This window comes from Mycobacterium intracellulare ATCC 13950 (assembly GCF_000277125.1).
In the GTDB taxonomy this organism is placed as follows: domain Bacteria; phylum Actinomycetota; class Actinomycetes; order Mycobacteriales; family Mycobacteriaceae; genus Mycobacterium; species Mycobacterium intracellulare.
Genome location: NC_016946.1, coordinates 2,559,356 through 2,576,976 on the forward strand (window position 1 = coordinate 2,559,356; position 17,621 = coordinate 2,576,976).

Consider the following 17,621-nt stretch of genomic DNA (forward strand, 5'->3'; position numbering starts at 1 on the left):
CAGACATTAGGTGAGGGTTAGGGCGAGGTTTAGTGATGGTGGACCAACTCCAGCATGCGACCGAGGCGCTGCGGAAAGCGCTGGTCCAGGTTGAACGCCTGAAGCGCACCAATCGCGCGCTACTGGAGCGGTCAAGCGAGCCGATCGCGATCGTCGGCATGTCCTGCCGCTTTCCCGGCGGCGTCGACAGCCCCGAGTCGCTCTGGCAAATGGTGGCCGACGGCCGCGACGTGATCTCGGAGTTTCCCGCCGACCGAGGATGGGACCTCGGGGCGCTGTACGACCCCGATCCCGACGCCCGCCACAAGTGCTATGTGAACGCCGGCGGTTTCGTCGACGGTGTCGCGGATTTCGATCCGGCCTTCTTCGGCATCGCGCCCAGTGAAGCCCTGGCGATGGATCCCCAGCACCGGATGTTGCTGGAGCTGTCCTGGGAAGCGTTGGAGCGGGCCGGGATTGACCCCAGTGGCCTGCGTGGCAGCGCCACCGGGGTGTTCGCGGGGCTCATCGTGCAGGGCTACGGCATGCTCGCCGAGGAGATCGAGGGTTACCGGCTGACCGGCATGACCTCGAGTGTGGCCTCGGGGCGGGTGTCGTATGTGCTGGGGCTGGAGGGTCCGGCGGTGTCGGTGGACACGGCGTGCTCGTCGTCGTTGGTGGCCTTGCACATGGCGGTGCAGTCGCTGCGTTCGGGGGAGTGCGATCTGGCGCTGGCCGGCGGCGCGACCGTCAACGCCACGCCGACGGTCTTTGTCGAATTCAGCCGGCACCGGGGACTGGCACCCGACGGGCGATGCAAGGCGTACGCCGGCGCGGCCGACGGCGTCGGCTGGTCTGAGGGCGGGGCGATCCTGGTCGTCGAGCGGCTGTCGGATGCGCAGCGGTTGGGGCATCCGGTGTTGGCGGTGGTGCGGGGTTCGGCGGTCAATCAGGATGGTGCCTCCAATGGGTTGACTGCGCCCAATGGTCCCTCGCAGCAGCGGGTGGTGCGTGCGGCGCTGGCCAACGCGGGCCTGGCCGCGTCGGAGGTCGACGTCGTGGAAGGGCACGGCACTGGGACCACGCTGGGTGATCCGATCGAGGCGCAGGCGTTGTTGGCCACGTACGGGCAGGATCGGGGTCCTAGCGGGCCGTTGTGGTTGGGGTCGATCAAGTCGAACATGGGTCACACGCAGGCCGCCGCGGGTGTGGCGGGTGTGATCAAGATGGTGCAGGCCATGCGCCATGAAACGCTGCCCGCGACACTGCATGTCGATGAGCCCAGCCCGCATGTCGACTGGTCGGCGGGTGCGGTGTCGTTGCTGACCGAGGCCCAGCCCTGGGGTGCGGATCGTCCGCGGCGGGCGGGGGTGTCGTCGTTTGGCATCAGCGGCACCAACGCCCACGTGATCATCGAGGCCGCCCCCGCCGAAACCGTTGAGGTCACCGAGCGCCCCGAGGTGCCCGTGGTGCCGTGGGCGTTGTCGGCGAAGTCGGCCAGGGCGCTGGCGGCCCAGGCGGCGCGGCTGGCCGAATACCTGCGTGCCCACCACGAATTGGACGTCGCGGACGTGGGATGGACGCTGGCCGGTCGCGCGACGTTCGAGCATCGGGCCGTCATCGTCGCCGACGACCGGGACCGGTTGCTGGCCGGGCTGGACGAGCTGGCCAACGATGACCCGACCGGGTCCGTCCTGCGGGGCATCGCGACGCCGGCGGGCAAGACCGTGTTCGTCTTCCCCGGACAGGGCTCCCAATGGCTGGGCATGGGCATCGAACTGCTCGATACCGCACCTGTATTCGCACAACAGATCCAGGCGTGCGAAGAGGCGTTCGCCGAATTCGTCGACTGGTCGCTGATCGACGTGCTGCGCGGCGCACCCGGCGCACCCGGAATGGATCGCGTCGACGTGGTGCAGCCGGTGCTCTTCGCGGTGATGGTGTCGCTGGCCGAGCTGTGGAAATCGGTCGGGGTGAGCCCGGACGCGGTGATCGGCCACTCGCAAGGGGAAATCGCCGCGGCCTACGTCGCGGGAGCCTTGTCGTTGCGCGACGCAGCCCGGGTGGTCACGCTGCGCAGCAAGCTGCTGCGCTCGCTGGCCGGCCCCGGGGGCATGCTGTCGATCGCCTGCAGCACCGAGCGGGCCCGGGAGTTGTTGGCGCCCTATGGTAGTCGGGTCAGCATCGCCGCCGTCAACGGCCGGTCGGCGGTCGTGGTGTCGGGCGACGTGGCCGCGCTCGACGAACTCGTCGGGTTCTGCGCCGACCTCGAACTGCGGACCCGGCGCATCGACGTGGACTACGCCTCGCACTCGGTGGAGGTCGAGGCGATCCGCGACGACCTCGCCCAGGCGCTGTCCGGCATCGAGCCGCGTTCCTCGCGCATCGCGTTCTTTTCCACCGTGACCGGAAACCGCCTGGACACAGCGGGTTTGGACGCCGACTACTGGTACCGCAACATCCGGCAGACCGTGCAGTTCGACCAGGCCGTGCGGAGCGCGAGCGAGCACGGATACCGGACGTTCATCGAATCCAGCCCGCACCCGGCCCTGGTCGCGGGCATCGAGGACACCGCCAACCATCATGCCGGCCGCGACGCCGAGGCCTCCGAAGCCAAGGTCATTCCGACCCTGGGTCGCGACGACGGCGGGCTCGACCGATTCCTGACGTCCGCTGCCACCGCGTTCGTCGCGGGAGTGAGCGTGGGTTGGCGTGGTGTGCTGGACGGGGCCGGCTTCGTCGAGCTGCCCACGTATGCCTTTGACCGCCGGCGGTTTTGGCTGTCCGGCGAAGGAGCCGCGGCCGACGCCACCGGCCTGGGCCTGGGAGCCAGCGAGCACCCGCTGCTGAGCGCAGTGGTCGAACTGCCGTCCTCGGGCGGGGTCGTGCTGACGGGCCGCCTGTCGCCCAGCCTGCAGGGGTGGCTGACCGACCACGCCGTGTCCGGTGCGGTCGTGTTCCCCGGGGCCGGCTTTGTGGAATTGGCGATCCGCGCCGGCGACGAAGTCGGGTGTTCGACGGTCGACGAACTGACCCTGCAGGCGCCATTGATGTTGCCCGCCAAGGGCTCCGGAGCGGGATCGGTGGCCGTACAGGTCGTGGTGGGCCCGGCCACGGAAACCGGTCAGCGCGTCGTGTCGATCTTCTCGCGGCCGGACACCGGCTCGGGCTGGGTATGCCACGCCGAGGGCACACTGAGCACCGGCTCGGTCGAGCCGGGCGCGGACCTGTCGGCCTGGCCGCCGGCGGGCGCCGTCGCGGTCGACCCGGCCGACGGTTACGAGCAATTGGCCGCCCGCGGTTACGGTTACGGCCCGGCGTTCCAGGGCCTGACCGCGGCCTGGGTGCGCGGCGACGAGATCTTCGCCGAGGTGCGGCTGCCCGACGCCGCCGGGAGCGTCAATGGGTTCGGCGTGCACCCGGCGCTGCTCGACGCGGCCATGCACGCGCTGGTCATCGGCCACCAAATGGCCGACCACACCGACGAAGTGGTGTTGCCGTTCTTCTGGCAGGGCGTGTCGCTGCACGCCGCGGGCGCATCGGCGGTGCGCGCACGCATCGCGCCGGCGGGCGCCAGTGCGGTGTCGATCGAACTGGCCGACGGCCTCGGATTGCCGGTGCTGTCGGTGCGCGCGATGGTGGCGCGCTCGGTGAGCGAGCGGCAGCTGCGCGCGGCGGTGTCGGCCTCGGGTCCCGACCGGCTCTTCGAGGTGGAGTGGTCGCCGGCGACCGCCGGCGCGGGCGAGACGCCCCCGCACGAAGTCTTCGAATCCCTTGCGGCCGAGGAAGACCCGATCACGGGATCGTATCGTCGCACGCATGAGGCCCTGGCCGCCGTGCGGTCGTGGCTGTCCGAGCGCGACTCCGGGCTGCTGGTCGTCGCGACGCGCGGCGCGATGGGACTGGCGGGGGAGGACGTCCCCGACCTGGCCGGCGCGGCGGTGTGGGGGCTGGTCCGGTCGGCGCAGACCGAGCATCCCGGCCGGATCGTGCTGGTGGATTCCGATGTCGCGCTGGACGATAGCGCGATAGCGACCGCTCTCGCCGTCGGCGAGCCGCAGGTGCTGCTGCGCGACGGCAAGGCCCACACCGCACGGGTGCGCGGCAGCCGTGCGGTCGGCGGCATCATGACACCGCCGGAAAGCGGCCCCTGGCGGCTGGGCATCAGCAGCGCGGGCACCTTCGAAAACCTGCAACTCGAGCCGGTTCCCAACGCCGACGCTCCACTGGAGCCGGGTCAGGTTCGGGTGGCCCTGCGCGCGATCGCCACCAACTTCCGCGATGTCATGATCACCCTGGGCATGTTCACCCACGAGGCGCTGCTCGGCGGCGAAGGCGCCGGAGTCGTGGTCGAGGTCGGACCGGGTGTCACCGAATTCGAGGTCGGCGATTCGGTGTACGGCTTCTTCCCCGACGGCAGCGGCACCCTGGTGCCCGGCGACGTCCGTCTGCTGCAGCGCAAGCCGGCCGACTGGTCCTACGCCGAAGCCGCCGGCATCTCAGCGGTTTTCACCACCGCCTACATGGCGTTCATCCACCTGGCCGAGGTCCAGCCCGGGCAGCGAGTGTTGGTGCACGCCGCCGCGGGTGGGGTCGGGATGGCCGCCGTCCAGCTCGCCCGGCACCTCGGCCTGGAGGTGTTCGCCACCGCGAGCCGCGGCAAATGGGACACGTTGCGGGCCATGGGCTTCGACGACGACCACATCTCGGACTCCCGCAGCCTCGAGTTCGAGGACAAGTTCCGCTCGGTCACCGGCGGGGCCGGCATGGACGTGGTGCTGGACTCGCTGGCCGGCGAATTCGTCGACGCCTCCCTGCGCCTGGTCGCCCCGGGCGGCATGTTCCTGGAAATGGGCAAGACCGACATCCGCGACCCGGGCGCGGTGGCCCAGGAATACCCGGACGTCCGCTACCGCGCCTTCGACCTGTTCGAGCCCGGACGTCCTCGCATGCATCAGTGGATGATCGAGCTCGCCGGCCTGTTCGACGCCGGGGTCCTGGAACCGTTGCCGGTGACGACCTTTGACGTGCGGCGCGGTCGCGCGGCCTTGCGGTACCTGAGCCAGGCCCGCCACATCGGCAAGGTCGTCATGACTGTGCCTACCGGACCGGGTGCCGGCCTGGCCTCGGGCACCGTGCTGATCACCGGCGGGACCGGCATGGCGGGATCGACGCTGGCGCGTCACCTGGTGGCGCACCACGGCGTCGAGGACCTGGCGCTGCTGAGCCGGCGCGGACCGGACGCGCCGGGAGCCGCCGAGCTGATCGCCGAGCTGGAAGCGGCCGGCGCCCGGGCGCGAGTGATCGCCTGCGACGCGGCCGACCGGACGGCGCTGGCCGCGGTGATCACCGAACTCTCGGCGACTCGGCCTCTGTCCGGCGTGATCCACGCGGCCGGCGTGCTCGACGACGCGATGCTCACCTCGCTGACACCCGAGCGGATCGACGCGGTGCTGCGGTCCAAGATCGACGCGGCCTGGAACCTGCATGAACTGACCCGCGACCTGAATCTGTCGGCATTCGTGATGTTTTCCTCGATGGCCGGGCTGGTGGGCTCGTCGGGCCAGGGCAACTACGGCGCCGCGAACTCGTTCCTCGACGCGCTCGCGGCGCATCGGCGCGCGCACGGGCTGCCGGCGATCTCGCTGGGCTGGGGCCTGTGGGACCAGGCCAGCGCCATGACCGGCGGGCTCGACGCCGCCGACCTCGCCCGGCTGGGCCGCGACGGGATCCTGGCGCTGTCCTCGGACGAGGCCATGGAACTGTTCGACACGGCATTGATCGTCGACGAACCCTTCCTGGCGCCCGCCCGCATCGATCTCGGCGCGCTGCGCGCCCACGCGGTCGCGGTGCCGCCGATGTTCGCCGACCTGGTCAACGCGCCCACGCGGCGCCGGGTCGACGACTCGCTCGCGGCCGCGAAGTCCAAATCGGCTCTGGCGCATCGCCTCGACGGCCTGTCCGAAGCCGAGCAGCACGCCGTGCTGCTGGACCTGGTGCGCTCCCACATCGCCACCGTGCTGGGCAACACCTCCGCCGAGGCGATCGACCCGGACAAGGCGTTCCAGGAGTTGGGCTTTGACTCGCTGACCGCGGTCGAAATGCGCAACCGGCTCAAAACCGCGACGGGATTGGCGCTTTCGCCCACGCTGATATTCGACTACCCGACACCCAACGGCCTGGCCGGCTACATCCGCACCGAACTCGCCGGGGCCCCGCAGGAGATCAAGCACGCCCCGGTCGCGCGCGCCACCGAGGACGATCCGATCGTGATCGTCGGCATGGCGTGCCGCTATCCCGGCGGGGTGAATTCGCCCGAGGATCTGTGGCAGATGCTCACCGAGCGCCGCGACGTCCTCTCCGATTTCCCGACCGACCGCGGTTGGGATCTGGCCGGCGTGTACAACCCTGATCCCGACGTCCCGGGCACCTGCTACACCCGGACCGGCGGTTTCGTCGATGGTGTCGCGGATTTCGATCCGGCCTTCTTCGGCATCGCGCCGAGTGAGGCCCTGGCGATGGATCCGCAGCAACGCATGTTCCTCGAGCTCTCCTGGGAAGCCTTGGAGCGGGCGGGAATTGAACCCGGCGCGCTGCGTGGCAGTGCCACCGGCATGTTCGCCGGCGTGTACACGCAGGGCTACGGCATCGACGCCGCGCCCACCGCGGAAGGCTTCCGGCTGACCGGTCAGTCCTCGAGTGTGGCCTCGGGGCGGGTGTCGTATGTGCTGGGGCTGGAGGGTCCGGCGGTGTCGGTGGACACGGCGTGCTCGTCGTCGTTGGTGGCGTTGCACATGGCGGTGCAGTCGTTGCGTTCGGGGGAGTGCGATCTGGCGCTGGCCGGCGGCGTCACGGTCAACGCGACGCCCGACATCTTCGTCGAGTTCAGCCGCATGCGCGGGTTGTCCGTCGACGGCCGGTGCAAGGCGTACGCCGGCGCGGCCGACGGCACCGGATTCTCCGAGGGCGGCGGCATGCTCGTGGTGGAGCGGTTGTCGGATGCGCAGCGGTTGGGTCATCCGGTGTTGGCGGTGGTGCGGGGTTCGGCGGTCAATCAGGATGGTGCCTCCAATGGGTTGACTGCGCCCAATGGTCCCTCGCAGCAGCGGGTGGTGCGTGCGGCGTTGGCCAATGCGGGGTTGTCGGCGGCCGAGGTGGATGTGGTCGAGGGGCATGGCACCGGGACGACGTTGGGTGATCCGATCGAGGCGCAGGCGTTGTTGGCGACTTATGGGCAGGACCGTGGTTCGGGCGGGCCGTTGTGGCTGGGGTCGATCAAGTCGAACATGGGCCACACGCAGGCCGCCGCGGGTGTTGCCGGTGTGATCAAGATGGTGCAGGCCATGCGCCATGAAACGCTGCCCGCGACACTGCATGTCGATGAGCCCAGCCCGCATGTCGACTGGTCGGCGGGTGCGGTGTCGTTGCTCACCGAGGCCCGGGCCTGGAGTGCGGAGCGTCCGCGCCGGGCCGGGGTGTCGTCGTTCGGCATCAGCGGCACCAACGCCCACGTGATCATCGAGGCCGCACCCGCCGAAACCGTTCAGGTCACCGAGCGCCCCGAGGTGCCGGTCCTCCCGTGGGTGGTGTCGGCGAAATCGCCGTCGGCGTTGAGGTCTCAGGCCGCCCGGCTGGCGACCCACCTGCGCGCCCACCCGGATCTGGACGCCGTCGATGTGGGCTGGACGCTGGCGGGCCGGTCGACCTTCGAACAGCGGGCCGTCATCGTCGCCGATGACCGTGACCGCCTGCTGGCCGGGCTGGACGAGCTGGCCGCAGACGAACTGGCCCAATCAATCATTCGCGGGACGGCGGCGCCCGGCGGCAAGACCGTGTTCGTCTTCCCCGGTCAGGGCTCCCAACTACTCGGCATGGGTAGGGGATTGCACGACGCGTACCCGATGTTCGCCGAGGCCTTCGACGCCGTCCTGGCCGAACTGGACCAGCACCTGCTGCGCCCCCTGCGCGACGTCATCTGGGGCAGCGACGAAAGCCTGCTGAACACCACCGAATTCGCGCAGCCGGCGCTGTTCGCGGTGGAAGTCGCGCTGTTCCGGCTGCTCGAATCCTGGGGCATACACCCCGACTTCGTGATGGGCCACTCGATCGGCGAGCTGTCCGCCGCCCACGCCGCCGGCGTCCTGTCGCTGAAGAACGCCGCCGTCCTCGTCGCCGCCCGCGGCCGATTCATGCAGGCGCTGCCTGCGGGCGGGGCGATGGTCGCCGTGCAGGCCACCGAAGACGAGGTGCGGCCGCTGCTCGTGCCCTCCGAACAAGACAGCGTGGGCATCGCTGCCGTCAACGGGCCTGCCTCCGTGGTGATTTCGGGAACGCAAGGCGCGGTGACCGCGATCGCGGACCAGCTCCGCGCCGAGGGCCGCCGCGTCCATCAACTCGCCGTCTCGCACGCGTTCCACTCCCCGTTGATGGACGCCATGATCGACGAATTCGGCACCGTGGCGGCGGGACTGACCATCGGCAAGCCGACCATCCCGATCGTGTCCAACGTGACCGGCGGGCTGGCCACCGATGACTTCGGAACCGCGGCGTACTGGAAGCGGCACGTCCGCGAGGCGGTGCGATTCGCCGACAGCGTCCGATTCGTCCATGCGGCCGGCGGCAACCGATTCCTCGAAGTTGGGCCGAGCAGCGGTCTGACGGCGTCGATCGAGGAAACGCTGGCCGACAACCCGGTAACGACGATGTCCGCGCTCCGCAAGGACCGGCCGGAGCCGACGGCCCTGGTCAACGCCGTCGCGCACGGGTTCGTCGCCGGCATGGCGGTGGACTGGCGCGGCGCCATCGGCACGGCGAATCTCGTCGAACTGCCCACGTATGCCTTTGATCGGCGGCGCTTTTGGCTCTCGCGCGACGATGCCCCCGCCGATGCCGCGGGCCTGGGCCTGGCCCCCGGCGAACACGCCCTGCTGGGCGCGGTGGTCGAACTGCCGGCGTCGGGTGGGGTGGTGTTGACCGGTCGGTTGTCCTCGGGTACGCAAGGCTGGCTGGCCGATCATGCCGTCGGCGGTGTCGTGCTGTTCCCGGGTGCGGGATTCGTCGAGTTGGCCATCCGCGCCGGCGACGAGGTGGGCTGCGGAATCCTCGACGAGTTGAATCTGGCCGCGCCGCTGGTGCTCCCGGCCGGCGGCTCGGTCGCGGTTCAGGTCGTGGTCGGTGGCCCGGACGACTCGGGTGCGCGCGCGGTGTCGGTGTTCTCACGGGCCGAAGCGGGCTCGGGCTGGTCGTTGCACGCCGAAGGCGTGCTGCGCGCGGGGTCGGTGGAGCCGGGCGCGGACCTGTCCGCGTGGCCACCCGCGGGGGCGGTCCCGGTGGAGGTCGGCGACGGGTACGAGCAACTGGCCGAGCGTGGTTACGGGTACGGGCCCGCGTTCCGTGGCCTGACCTCGATGTGGCGCCGTGGCGACGAAATCTTCGCCGAAGTGACCCTGCCGTCCGACGCCGGGGTGTCGGTGAGCGGGTTCGGGGTCCACCCGGTGCTGCTGGACGCGGCGCTGCACGCGGTCATCTTGTCGTCCGAGAGCGACGAGCTCGCCCCGGGTTCGATACTGGTGCCGTTCTCCTGGCAGCAGGTGTCGTTGCACGCCGCGGGGGCGGCGGCGGTGCGCGCCCGGATCATGCCCGTGGGCGCCTCGGCGGTATCGATCGAACTGGCCGATGGGCTCGGACTGCCGGTGCTCTCGGTGGCATCGATGGTGGCCCGTCCGGTGACCGATCAGCAGCTCCTGGCCGCGGTGTCTAACTCGGGACCGGACCGGCTCTTCGAGCTGATTTGGTCCGCTCAGCCGACATCGACGGTGCAGCCGGTGTCGGTAAGCGCTTGGGGTGCACCGGAATCCGCGGAATACGACAACGGCGAGGCCGGACTATCCGTGGTGCTGTTCGAATCGGAGCCGGTGTCGGGCGACGTGATCACCGAGGTGTACGCGGCGACGCGAGCGGTGCTGCCGGTGCTGCAGTCCTGGTTGTCCCGCGACGTCACCGGGACGCTGGTGGTGGCGACCCGGGGCGCGATGACGTTGCCCGGGGAGGACGTCACCGATTTGGCCGGCGCGGCGGTGTGGGGCCTGGTGCGGTCGGCGCAGACCGAACACCCCGGCCGCATCGTGCTCGTCGACACGGACGCGCCGCTGGATCCCGATGCGATCGCCGCCGTGTTGGCGGTCGGCGAGCCGCAGGCGTTGCGGCGCAACGGGATGGTCTACACCGCGCGGGTGCTCGGCAGCCGCGCGGTCGGCGGCCTGCTGACGCCGCCCGAGCAGGGCCCGTGGCGGTTGGGCATGAGCAGCTACGGCACGATCGAGAATCTGCGGATAGAGCGGATTCCCGACGCCGACGCGCCGCTGGGACCCGGGCAGGTGCGGGTGGCGCTGTCGGCCATCGCCGCCAACTTCCGTGACGTCATGATCGCGTTGGGCCTCTATCCCGACCCGGACGCGATCATGGGCATCGAGGCAGCCGGCGTGATCACCGAAACCGCCTCGCAGGACGGGCGTTTCGAGGTCGGCGACCGCGTCATGGGGCTGTTCCCTGACGGCACCGGAACGATCGCCAAAACCGACGAGCGCCTGCTTGTCAAGGTGCCGGCGGGATGGTCACACACCGCCGCGGCGACTGCTTCGGTGGTGTTCGCCACGGCGCGCTACGCCCTGGTGGATCTGGCCGCCGCGAAGCCCGGTCAGCGGGTGCTGGTGCACGCCGCCGCCGGCGGGGTAGGAATGGCCGCGGTCCAGCTGGCCCGCCAGATCGGGCTGGAAGTGTTCGCGACGGCAAGCCGTGGCAAGTGGGACACGCTGCGGGCCATGGGGTTCGACGACGACCACATCGGCGATTCGCGCAGCCTTGAGTTCGAGGACAAGTTCCGCGCGGTCACCGGCAGGACCGGCACGGCCGGGATGGATATCGTGCTCGACTCGCTGTCCGGCGAATTCGTGGACGCCTCCCTGCGGCTGGTCGCGCCGGGCGGGGTGTTCCTGGAGATGGGCAAGACCGACATCCGCGACCCCGAGGTCGTCGCGCGCGACCACTCCGGGGTGCGTTACCGCGCCTTCGATCTCTTCGAAGCCGGACCGGACCGCATCGCCCAGATGCTCGACGAGCTGGCCGCCATGTTCGCCGAAGACGTGCTGAGGCCGCTGCCGGTGACCCGATTCGACGTGCGCCGTGCGCCCGCCGCGCTGCGCTATCTGAGCCAGGCCCGCCACGTCGGCAAGGTCGTCATGACCATGCCGGACGCGTGGACGGCGGGCACCGTGTTGATCACCGGCGCCACCGGGATGGCCGGTTCGGCGGTCGCGCGGCACGTCGTGACCCGCCACGGCGCGCGGAACGTGGTGTTGGTCAGCCGGCGCGGTCTTGATGCGCCGGGGGCGGCGGAGCTCGTGGCCGAGCTGAGGGCGGCCGGCGCGCACGCGGAGGCGGTGGCCTGCGATGCCGCCGACCGCGAGGCCTTGGCCAAGGTGATCGCCGACATCCCGATGCAACGCCCGCTGACGGGGGTGATCCATGCCGCCGGCGTCTTGGACGACGCGGTGGTGACGTCGCTGAATCCCGAGCGGATGGCCGCGGTGCTGCGTTCCAAGGTCGATGCGGCATGGAACTTGCACGAGTTGACCCGCGACCTGGATGTGTCGGCCTTCGTGATGTTTTCGTCGATCGCCGGCCTGGCGGGCGCCTCGGGACAGGCCAACTACGCCGCCGGCAACTCGTTCCTGGACGGGTTGGCCGCGCATCGACGCGCCCACGGCCTGCCGGCGATCTCGCTGGGCTGGGGGCTGTGGGATCAGGCCAGCGCCATGACCGGCGGGCTGGGCGCCGCCGACCTCGCCCGGTTCGGCCGGGACGGGATCGTCGCGATGTCCTCGGAGCAGGCGCTGGAGCTGATGGACACCGCGCTCATCGTCGACGAGCCGTTCATGCTGCCCGCCCACATCGACCTCGCGGCGCTGCGGGTCAAGTTCGACTCGGGCACGCTGCCGCCCATGTTCGTCGATCTGATCAACGCGCCGACGCGACGCCAGGTCGACGACTCGCTGACCGCCGCCAAGTCGAAATCCGCTCTGCTGCAACGCCTCGAGGGGCTCCCCGAGGACGAGCAGCAGGCGATACTGCTGGACTTGGTGCGTTCGCACATCGCCACCGTGCTCGGCAGCTCCAGCCCGGAGGCGATCCACCCGGACCGGGCGTTCCAGGAGCTTGGCTTCGACTCCCTGACCGCGGTCGAGATGCGCAACCGGCTCAAAGCCGCGACCGGGCTGGCGCTTTCACCCACGCTCATCTTCGACTATCCGAACTCCGCGGCGCTGGCGGGCTACATGCACCGAGAACTCGTGGGGGCGTCGGAACAAACCCCGGGGGGCGCGGCGCCGGGCGAAGCCGAGATCCAGCGCGTCGTCGGGTCGATTCCGGTCAAGCGGCTCCGACAGGCCGGCGTTTTGGAACTGCTGCTGGCGCTGGCCGACGAATCCAACGGCAACGCGCAGTCCGCGGCGCCGGCGACCACCGAAAAGGACATCGCCGACATGGACCTCGATGACCTGGTCAACGCGGCGCTGCTGGACGACGACGACTAGCCACCTATGACCACCAAAGGCATTCAGTGAGAATTGCTGTCACCGGGGCCAGCGGAGTGCTCGGCCGCGGACTCGCCATGCGGCTGCTCACCCAGGGCCACGATGTCGTCGGCCTTGCCCGAAACCGCCCCGAAAGCTGGCCGAGCGCAGCCGACTTCGTCGACGCCGACATCCGTGATGCCGCCGCGGTCAAGCGCGCCCTGGCGGGCGCGGAAGTGGTTGCGCACTGCGCGTGGGCGAACACTCCCGGACCAGACGAACGGATCGGTCACGAGGTCAACATCGACGGCGCCCGCAACGTGCTCGACGCGATGGTCGAGACCGGGTCCAGGAGAATCGTTTTCGCGTCGACGGCGCACGTCTACGGCGGCGGCGGCGGTGCGCCCAAGGCCGAACACGATGCCTTGACCCCGGTCACCGTCGACGGCCAACTCAACGCCCAGGTCGAACGCATGGTCGCGGAAGCGGGCACGGAATGGGTCGCGATCCGCTCCGCGCTGATCCTCGGCCGAAGCGTCGACAACTGGGTGCGCCGGATGCTGGCGCTACCGGTGTTTCCCGCCCGGTCCAGCGATCACCGCATGCAAGTCGTCCATCTCGACGACGCGCTTCGGCTGTTCAACCAGGCGATCGTGGACGGTGAAATCGACAGCGGCCCGGTCAATCTCGCCGCTGCCGGACAGGTGACCTTCCGGCAGATCGCCGCCGCTCTCGGGCGCCCGGTCGTGCGGCTGGGCTTCGAGCCGGGCGAACTGCAACGGGCGCAGGGCGCTCCGCTCATGGATCTCTCGCGATTGCAGCACGAGTGGGGATTTCGGCCCGCGTGGGAATCCACCGAATGCATCGACGATTTCGCGCTGGCCGTGCGCGGCCGGGTCACCGTGGGCAAGCGGGTGATATCGCTGCCCTGGCGCCTGGCCACCATCCAGGACCTACCCTCGGTCGACGCGCCGAGCGACGACGGCGTCAAGCCGAATTTGGCGGGCGCAGCGGGGGATAACGGGGAATTCGACACACCGATCGACCCGCGCTTTCCGACGTTTTTGGCCACGAACCTGTCGGAGGCACTACCCGGCCCGTTCTCGCCGGCGTCGGCGTCGGCGACGGTCCGGGGACTGCGGGCCAGCGCGGTGTGCGTTGCCGAGCGGTTGCGCCCGGGGGGCAAGATCCAGCGCGAAATCGCGATGCGCATGGTCGCGGTGTTCGCCCACCGCCTGTACGGCGCGATCACGACCGCGCACTTCATGGCCGAGACGGTGCCTTTCGTGAAGCCCACGACGGTGGTGAGCAACAGCGGATTTTTCGGCCCCAGCATGGCCGCCCTGCCGATCTTCGGTGAGGAACATCCGCACTCCGACATCGATCGAATCCGCAAGCGACTGCGCACCGTCCGCAACATCGGGGTATTCGGCGTCAACCTGATCGGCCTGTCGGCCGGCGCGCCCCTGGACACCCGCGAATTCGTTGCCGACGTCGATCGCCTGGAACGCCTGACCGAAGGGGACCTCGCCGGAATCGACGATCGCCGGCTGCTGAGCCTTATCTCGCTGGCGCGGGACCAGGTGGTGCACGGCTGGGTGCTCGCCGCCGGCTCATTCCTGCTGTGCGCGGCGTTCAACGTGCTGCTGCGTGGTCTGTGCGGGCGGGACGTCGCCGCCCCCGGTGGGCCCGAATTGGTCAGCGCGCGTTCGGTCGAGGCGATGCAGCGGTTGGTGGTTGCCGCGCAGCGCGATCCGAAAGTGACGGCGCTACTGGCAGAACCGGGGGACCGGCTGGACAAGCTGGCCGTCGAGGCACCGGAATTCCATGCCGCGCTGCTGGCCGAGCTGGCGCTCATCGGCCACCGTGGGCCCGCCGAGCTCGAGATGCTGTCAACCAGCTACGCCGACGACCCCGAGCTGCTGGTCCGGATGGTGACCAGGGCGATGAGCGCGCCGTCGGCGCAGCAACCCCAGCGCCCCCAGATTCCGTTGCACGCCAAGCCAATTGCGGTGCTGGCCACCCAGCAACTGCGCGACCGTGAGGTCCGCCGCGACAAGGTGGTGCGGGCCAACTGGGTTCTGCGCACGCTGCTGCGCGAGTACGGGCGCAGGGCGGTCGAGTCGGGCGTCTTCGAAGCCGCCGATGATGTCTTCTATCTGCTCGTCGACGAACTGGATGCCCTGCCGGCGGACGTGGGCGCGCTGGTGGCCCGGCGCCGGGCCGAGCAACGCCGGCTGGTCGCGGTGGCGCCGCCGACGGTGTTCAGCGGAAGCTGGCAGCCAACCGCGCCCTCGTCTCCCGCCCTGGCCGGCGGGGACACCCTGCGCGGGGTCGGGGTGTGCGGCGGGCGGGTGCGCGGCCGGGTACGCATCGTGCGCCCCGACACCATCGACGACCTGCAGCCCGGCGAGATCCTCGTCGCCGAGGTCACCGACGTCGGATACACGGCGGCGTTCTGTTACGCCGCCGCCGTCGTGACCGAACTGGGCGGCCCGATGTCCCACGCCGCGGTGGTGGCCCGCGAATTCGGCTTCCCCTGTGTCGTCGACGTTCAGGGGGCGACCAAGTCGTTGCCGCCGGGCGCCCTGGTCGAGGTCGACGGCGCGACGGGCGAAATCCACGTCCTGGAGCTCGCCGCGGACGACGCGCTGAGCTAGTCGAATTCCATCTCCAGACCGACCGGCCCGCTCAGTCCCAGCATCGGCTTCCACTGCGCCGTCGCCACGCGCCGCGGGTTGGTCATGCGCCGGGCGAGGACTTTGAGCGCTCCGGCGAGTTCCGTTCGGGCGAGGTTCGCGCCCAGGCAATAGTGGGCACCGCCGCCGAACGTCAGAATGGGCGGCGGGTCCTCGCGGGTGATGTCGAACCGGCCCGGGTGCGCATAGACCTCCGGATCGCAGTTGGCGGCAAAGGTATTCACTGAAATGAAGGTGCCGGCCGGAAAGGTGTAATCGGCGAATGTGACGTCGTCGAGGACGGTGCGCAGGGTGGTACAGACCGCGGGCGAATGGCGCATGCATTCCTCGACGGCCGGCATCGCGAGGTTGGGGTTTTTGCGGAGCATCGCCAGTTGCTCGGGGTGATCGCACAGCGCGTGCATGCACGCGGCCAGCTGATTGCGGGTGGTGTCGGTGCCGGCGGACAGGATGCTGAACGCCAGCATGCGCATCTCCGCGTTGCTCAGCCGGTCGCCGTCGTCCTGCGCGCGGATCAGTTCGGAGATCAAGTCGTCGGTCAACCGGCTCCGCCGTTCGGCGATCATGTCGTCGATGTAGGCGTCGAACTCGTCCCACGCCCGCATCACGATGTGCTGCTCGTTCGCCAGGTCGGAGTCGAACCGCACGATCTTGAAAATGTCCTCCGCCCATAGGGAAAACTGCTCCCAGTCCTCGGGTGGTGCGCCCAACAACGCGCAGATGATCGGGATCGGGTAGGGCCGGGCGATGTCGGCGACGAAGTCGCAGCGGCCGGCCCCGGCGACCTGATCGATCAACTCGTTGATCACCCTGTCGATGGTGTCTTCCATGCGCGCGGACGCCCGCGGCGTGAAGGCCCTGGACACCAGACCGCGCAGGCGCCGATGTTCCTCGCCTTCCATGCCGAGGATGGTGCCCAGCACCCGGTCATAGAGCGGGCCGGAGGTTATCCCGCGAGCCGTCATGTGCATGCCGGGCGGGAAGACGAACCGGGGATCGCGAAGTATCCCTCGGGCGAGTTCGTAGCCGAGCACCTCGGGTCCCAACGGCCCGAGGGCGATCGGAGATCGCTTGCGCGCCTCGTGGATCCGCGGGGCGACCTGGTGCACGGTGTCGGTGATGTCGTAGTGCAGTGTAGGCAGGCCTGCGTCGAAGACGCTGGGTGCTGCGGTGTCGACGGTCATGATGTCTCCTTGGCCGAAATCAACTCGGTTGGTAGCGCTTCGGTAGTACCTCGATAGGCGCCGAAATGGCCTCGCCCGGGGCTAACTGACCGGAGTCGGGCAAATCCGGTATCAACCTGGCCGTCGACGTGTCGGTGATCGCCGCGAAGGTGTCCCGCACCTTCTCGATGGTGAGATCGGCGTCGTATATACCCGTCGTCTGACCGAACACCCGGATGCCCACGTTTCCCCCACCCGCCTCGAGGTTGGCTCCGGATACCGGGCAACTCTCGTGAACCAGGAACGCCACCGCGGGTGACACCAGGCCGGTCGGAAAGTGATCCTCCATCAGTCTGGTGAAGGCGGACGGGTTGTTGAAATGGCGCACGGCGGTGGTGTTGGCGGCAGGCCCCAACGCATTGACCTTGATGCCCAGCGGTGCCCCTTCGATGGCGAGACCGCGTGTCAGCCCGAAGATTCCGCCCTTTGCCGCACCGTAGATGGAAAGATTTTCCAGTCCGAACATCGCCCCGGAGGTGGTGTTCACAATGCGGCCGTAACCCGCATCGCGCATGTGGGGCCACGCCGCCCGGCACATCCACACGGTCCCCATCAGGTGCACGTCGATGACATTGCGAATGTCGGCGTCGGAGATCTCGTCGAAGTGCGCCATGAAGCAGACACCGGCATTGTTCACCAGGATGTCAACGCGGCCCCACACGTCCATCGCGGTCTGGACGACCCGGCGCGCGCCGTCCTCGTCGGCGACGCTGTGCAGGTCGGCAACCGCCTCACCACCGGCCGCGCAGATCTCGTCGGCCACCTGTTCCGCATTGGCCCGCAGGATGTTTCGGCCGTCGGGCCCGACGCCGAGGTCGTTGACCACGACCTTGGCCCCTCGCTGGGCGAGCAGCTTGGCGTGCGAGCGCCCCAGGCTCGGCTCCTGGCCGCCGGCCCCGGTGACGATCGCGACCCGCCCGTCGAACCGGAGCTCGGTCATGACCTCTCCGTGGCGAGTATCCGCAGCGGCAATAGCGGCAGGGTGCACGTCGGGGACGGCCACGTGTTCCCGGGTCCCGGTGGCAGCTTGGAATGGGGTATCCCCCTTGACCACTCGGTCACGACGCCGCGGCCCAGAGCCATGGGCAGCTCGTCCGAGGCGAGCTCGCAAACTCCGTTCGGCTCACGATGTTGGGCCATGCCGTCTCCAA

At 69.7% G+C, this 17,621-nt stretch carries 4 protein-coding genes; 2 read left to right on the forward strand and 2 right to left on the reverse strand.

Annotated elements, in window-relative coordinates; all coding sequences use genetic code 11:
• Window positions 1–35: 35 nt before the first annotated feature.
• The gene (locus OCU_RS36835; RefSeq protein ID WP_041787193.1) at window positions 36–12,569 is read left to right on the forward strand and encodes a type I polyketide synthase; all 12,534 of its coding nucleotides are present in this window, start codon (window positions 36–38) and stop codon (window positions 12,567–12,569) included.
• 26 nt (window positions 12,570–12,595) lie between these two features.
• Entirely contained in the window at window positions 12,596–15,208 is a 2,613-nt protein-coding gene (locus tag OCU_RS36840; RefSeq protein ID WP_029385277.1) for a sugar epimerase family protein, read from the forward strand.
• On the opposite strand, the gene OCU_RS36845 is transcribed toward OCU_RS36840, so the two are convergent.
• The gene (locus tag OCU_RS36845; RefSeq protein WP_009956412.1) at window positions 15,205–16,431 is read right to left on the reverse strand and encodes a cytochrome P450; all 1,227 of its coding nucleotides are present in this window, start codon (window positions 16,429–16,431) and stop codon (window positions 15,205–15,207) included. The two genes, OCU_RS36840 and OCU_RS36845, sit on opposite strands and share 4 nt — an antisense overlap.
• A 19-nt stretch (window positions 16,432–16,450) precedes the next feature.
• Window positions 16,451–17,410 (reverse strand): SDR family NAD(P)-dependent oxidoreductase, encoded by a 960-nt coding sequence (locus tag OCU_RS36850; protein WP_014380055.1) that lies wholly within the window; start codon window positions 17,408–17,410, stop codon window positions 16,451–16,453.
• Between the last annotated feature and the right edge of the window lie 211 nt (window positions 17,411–17,621).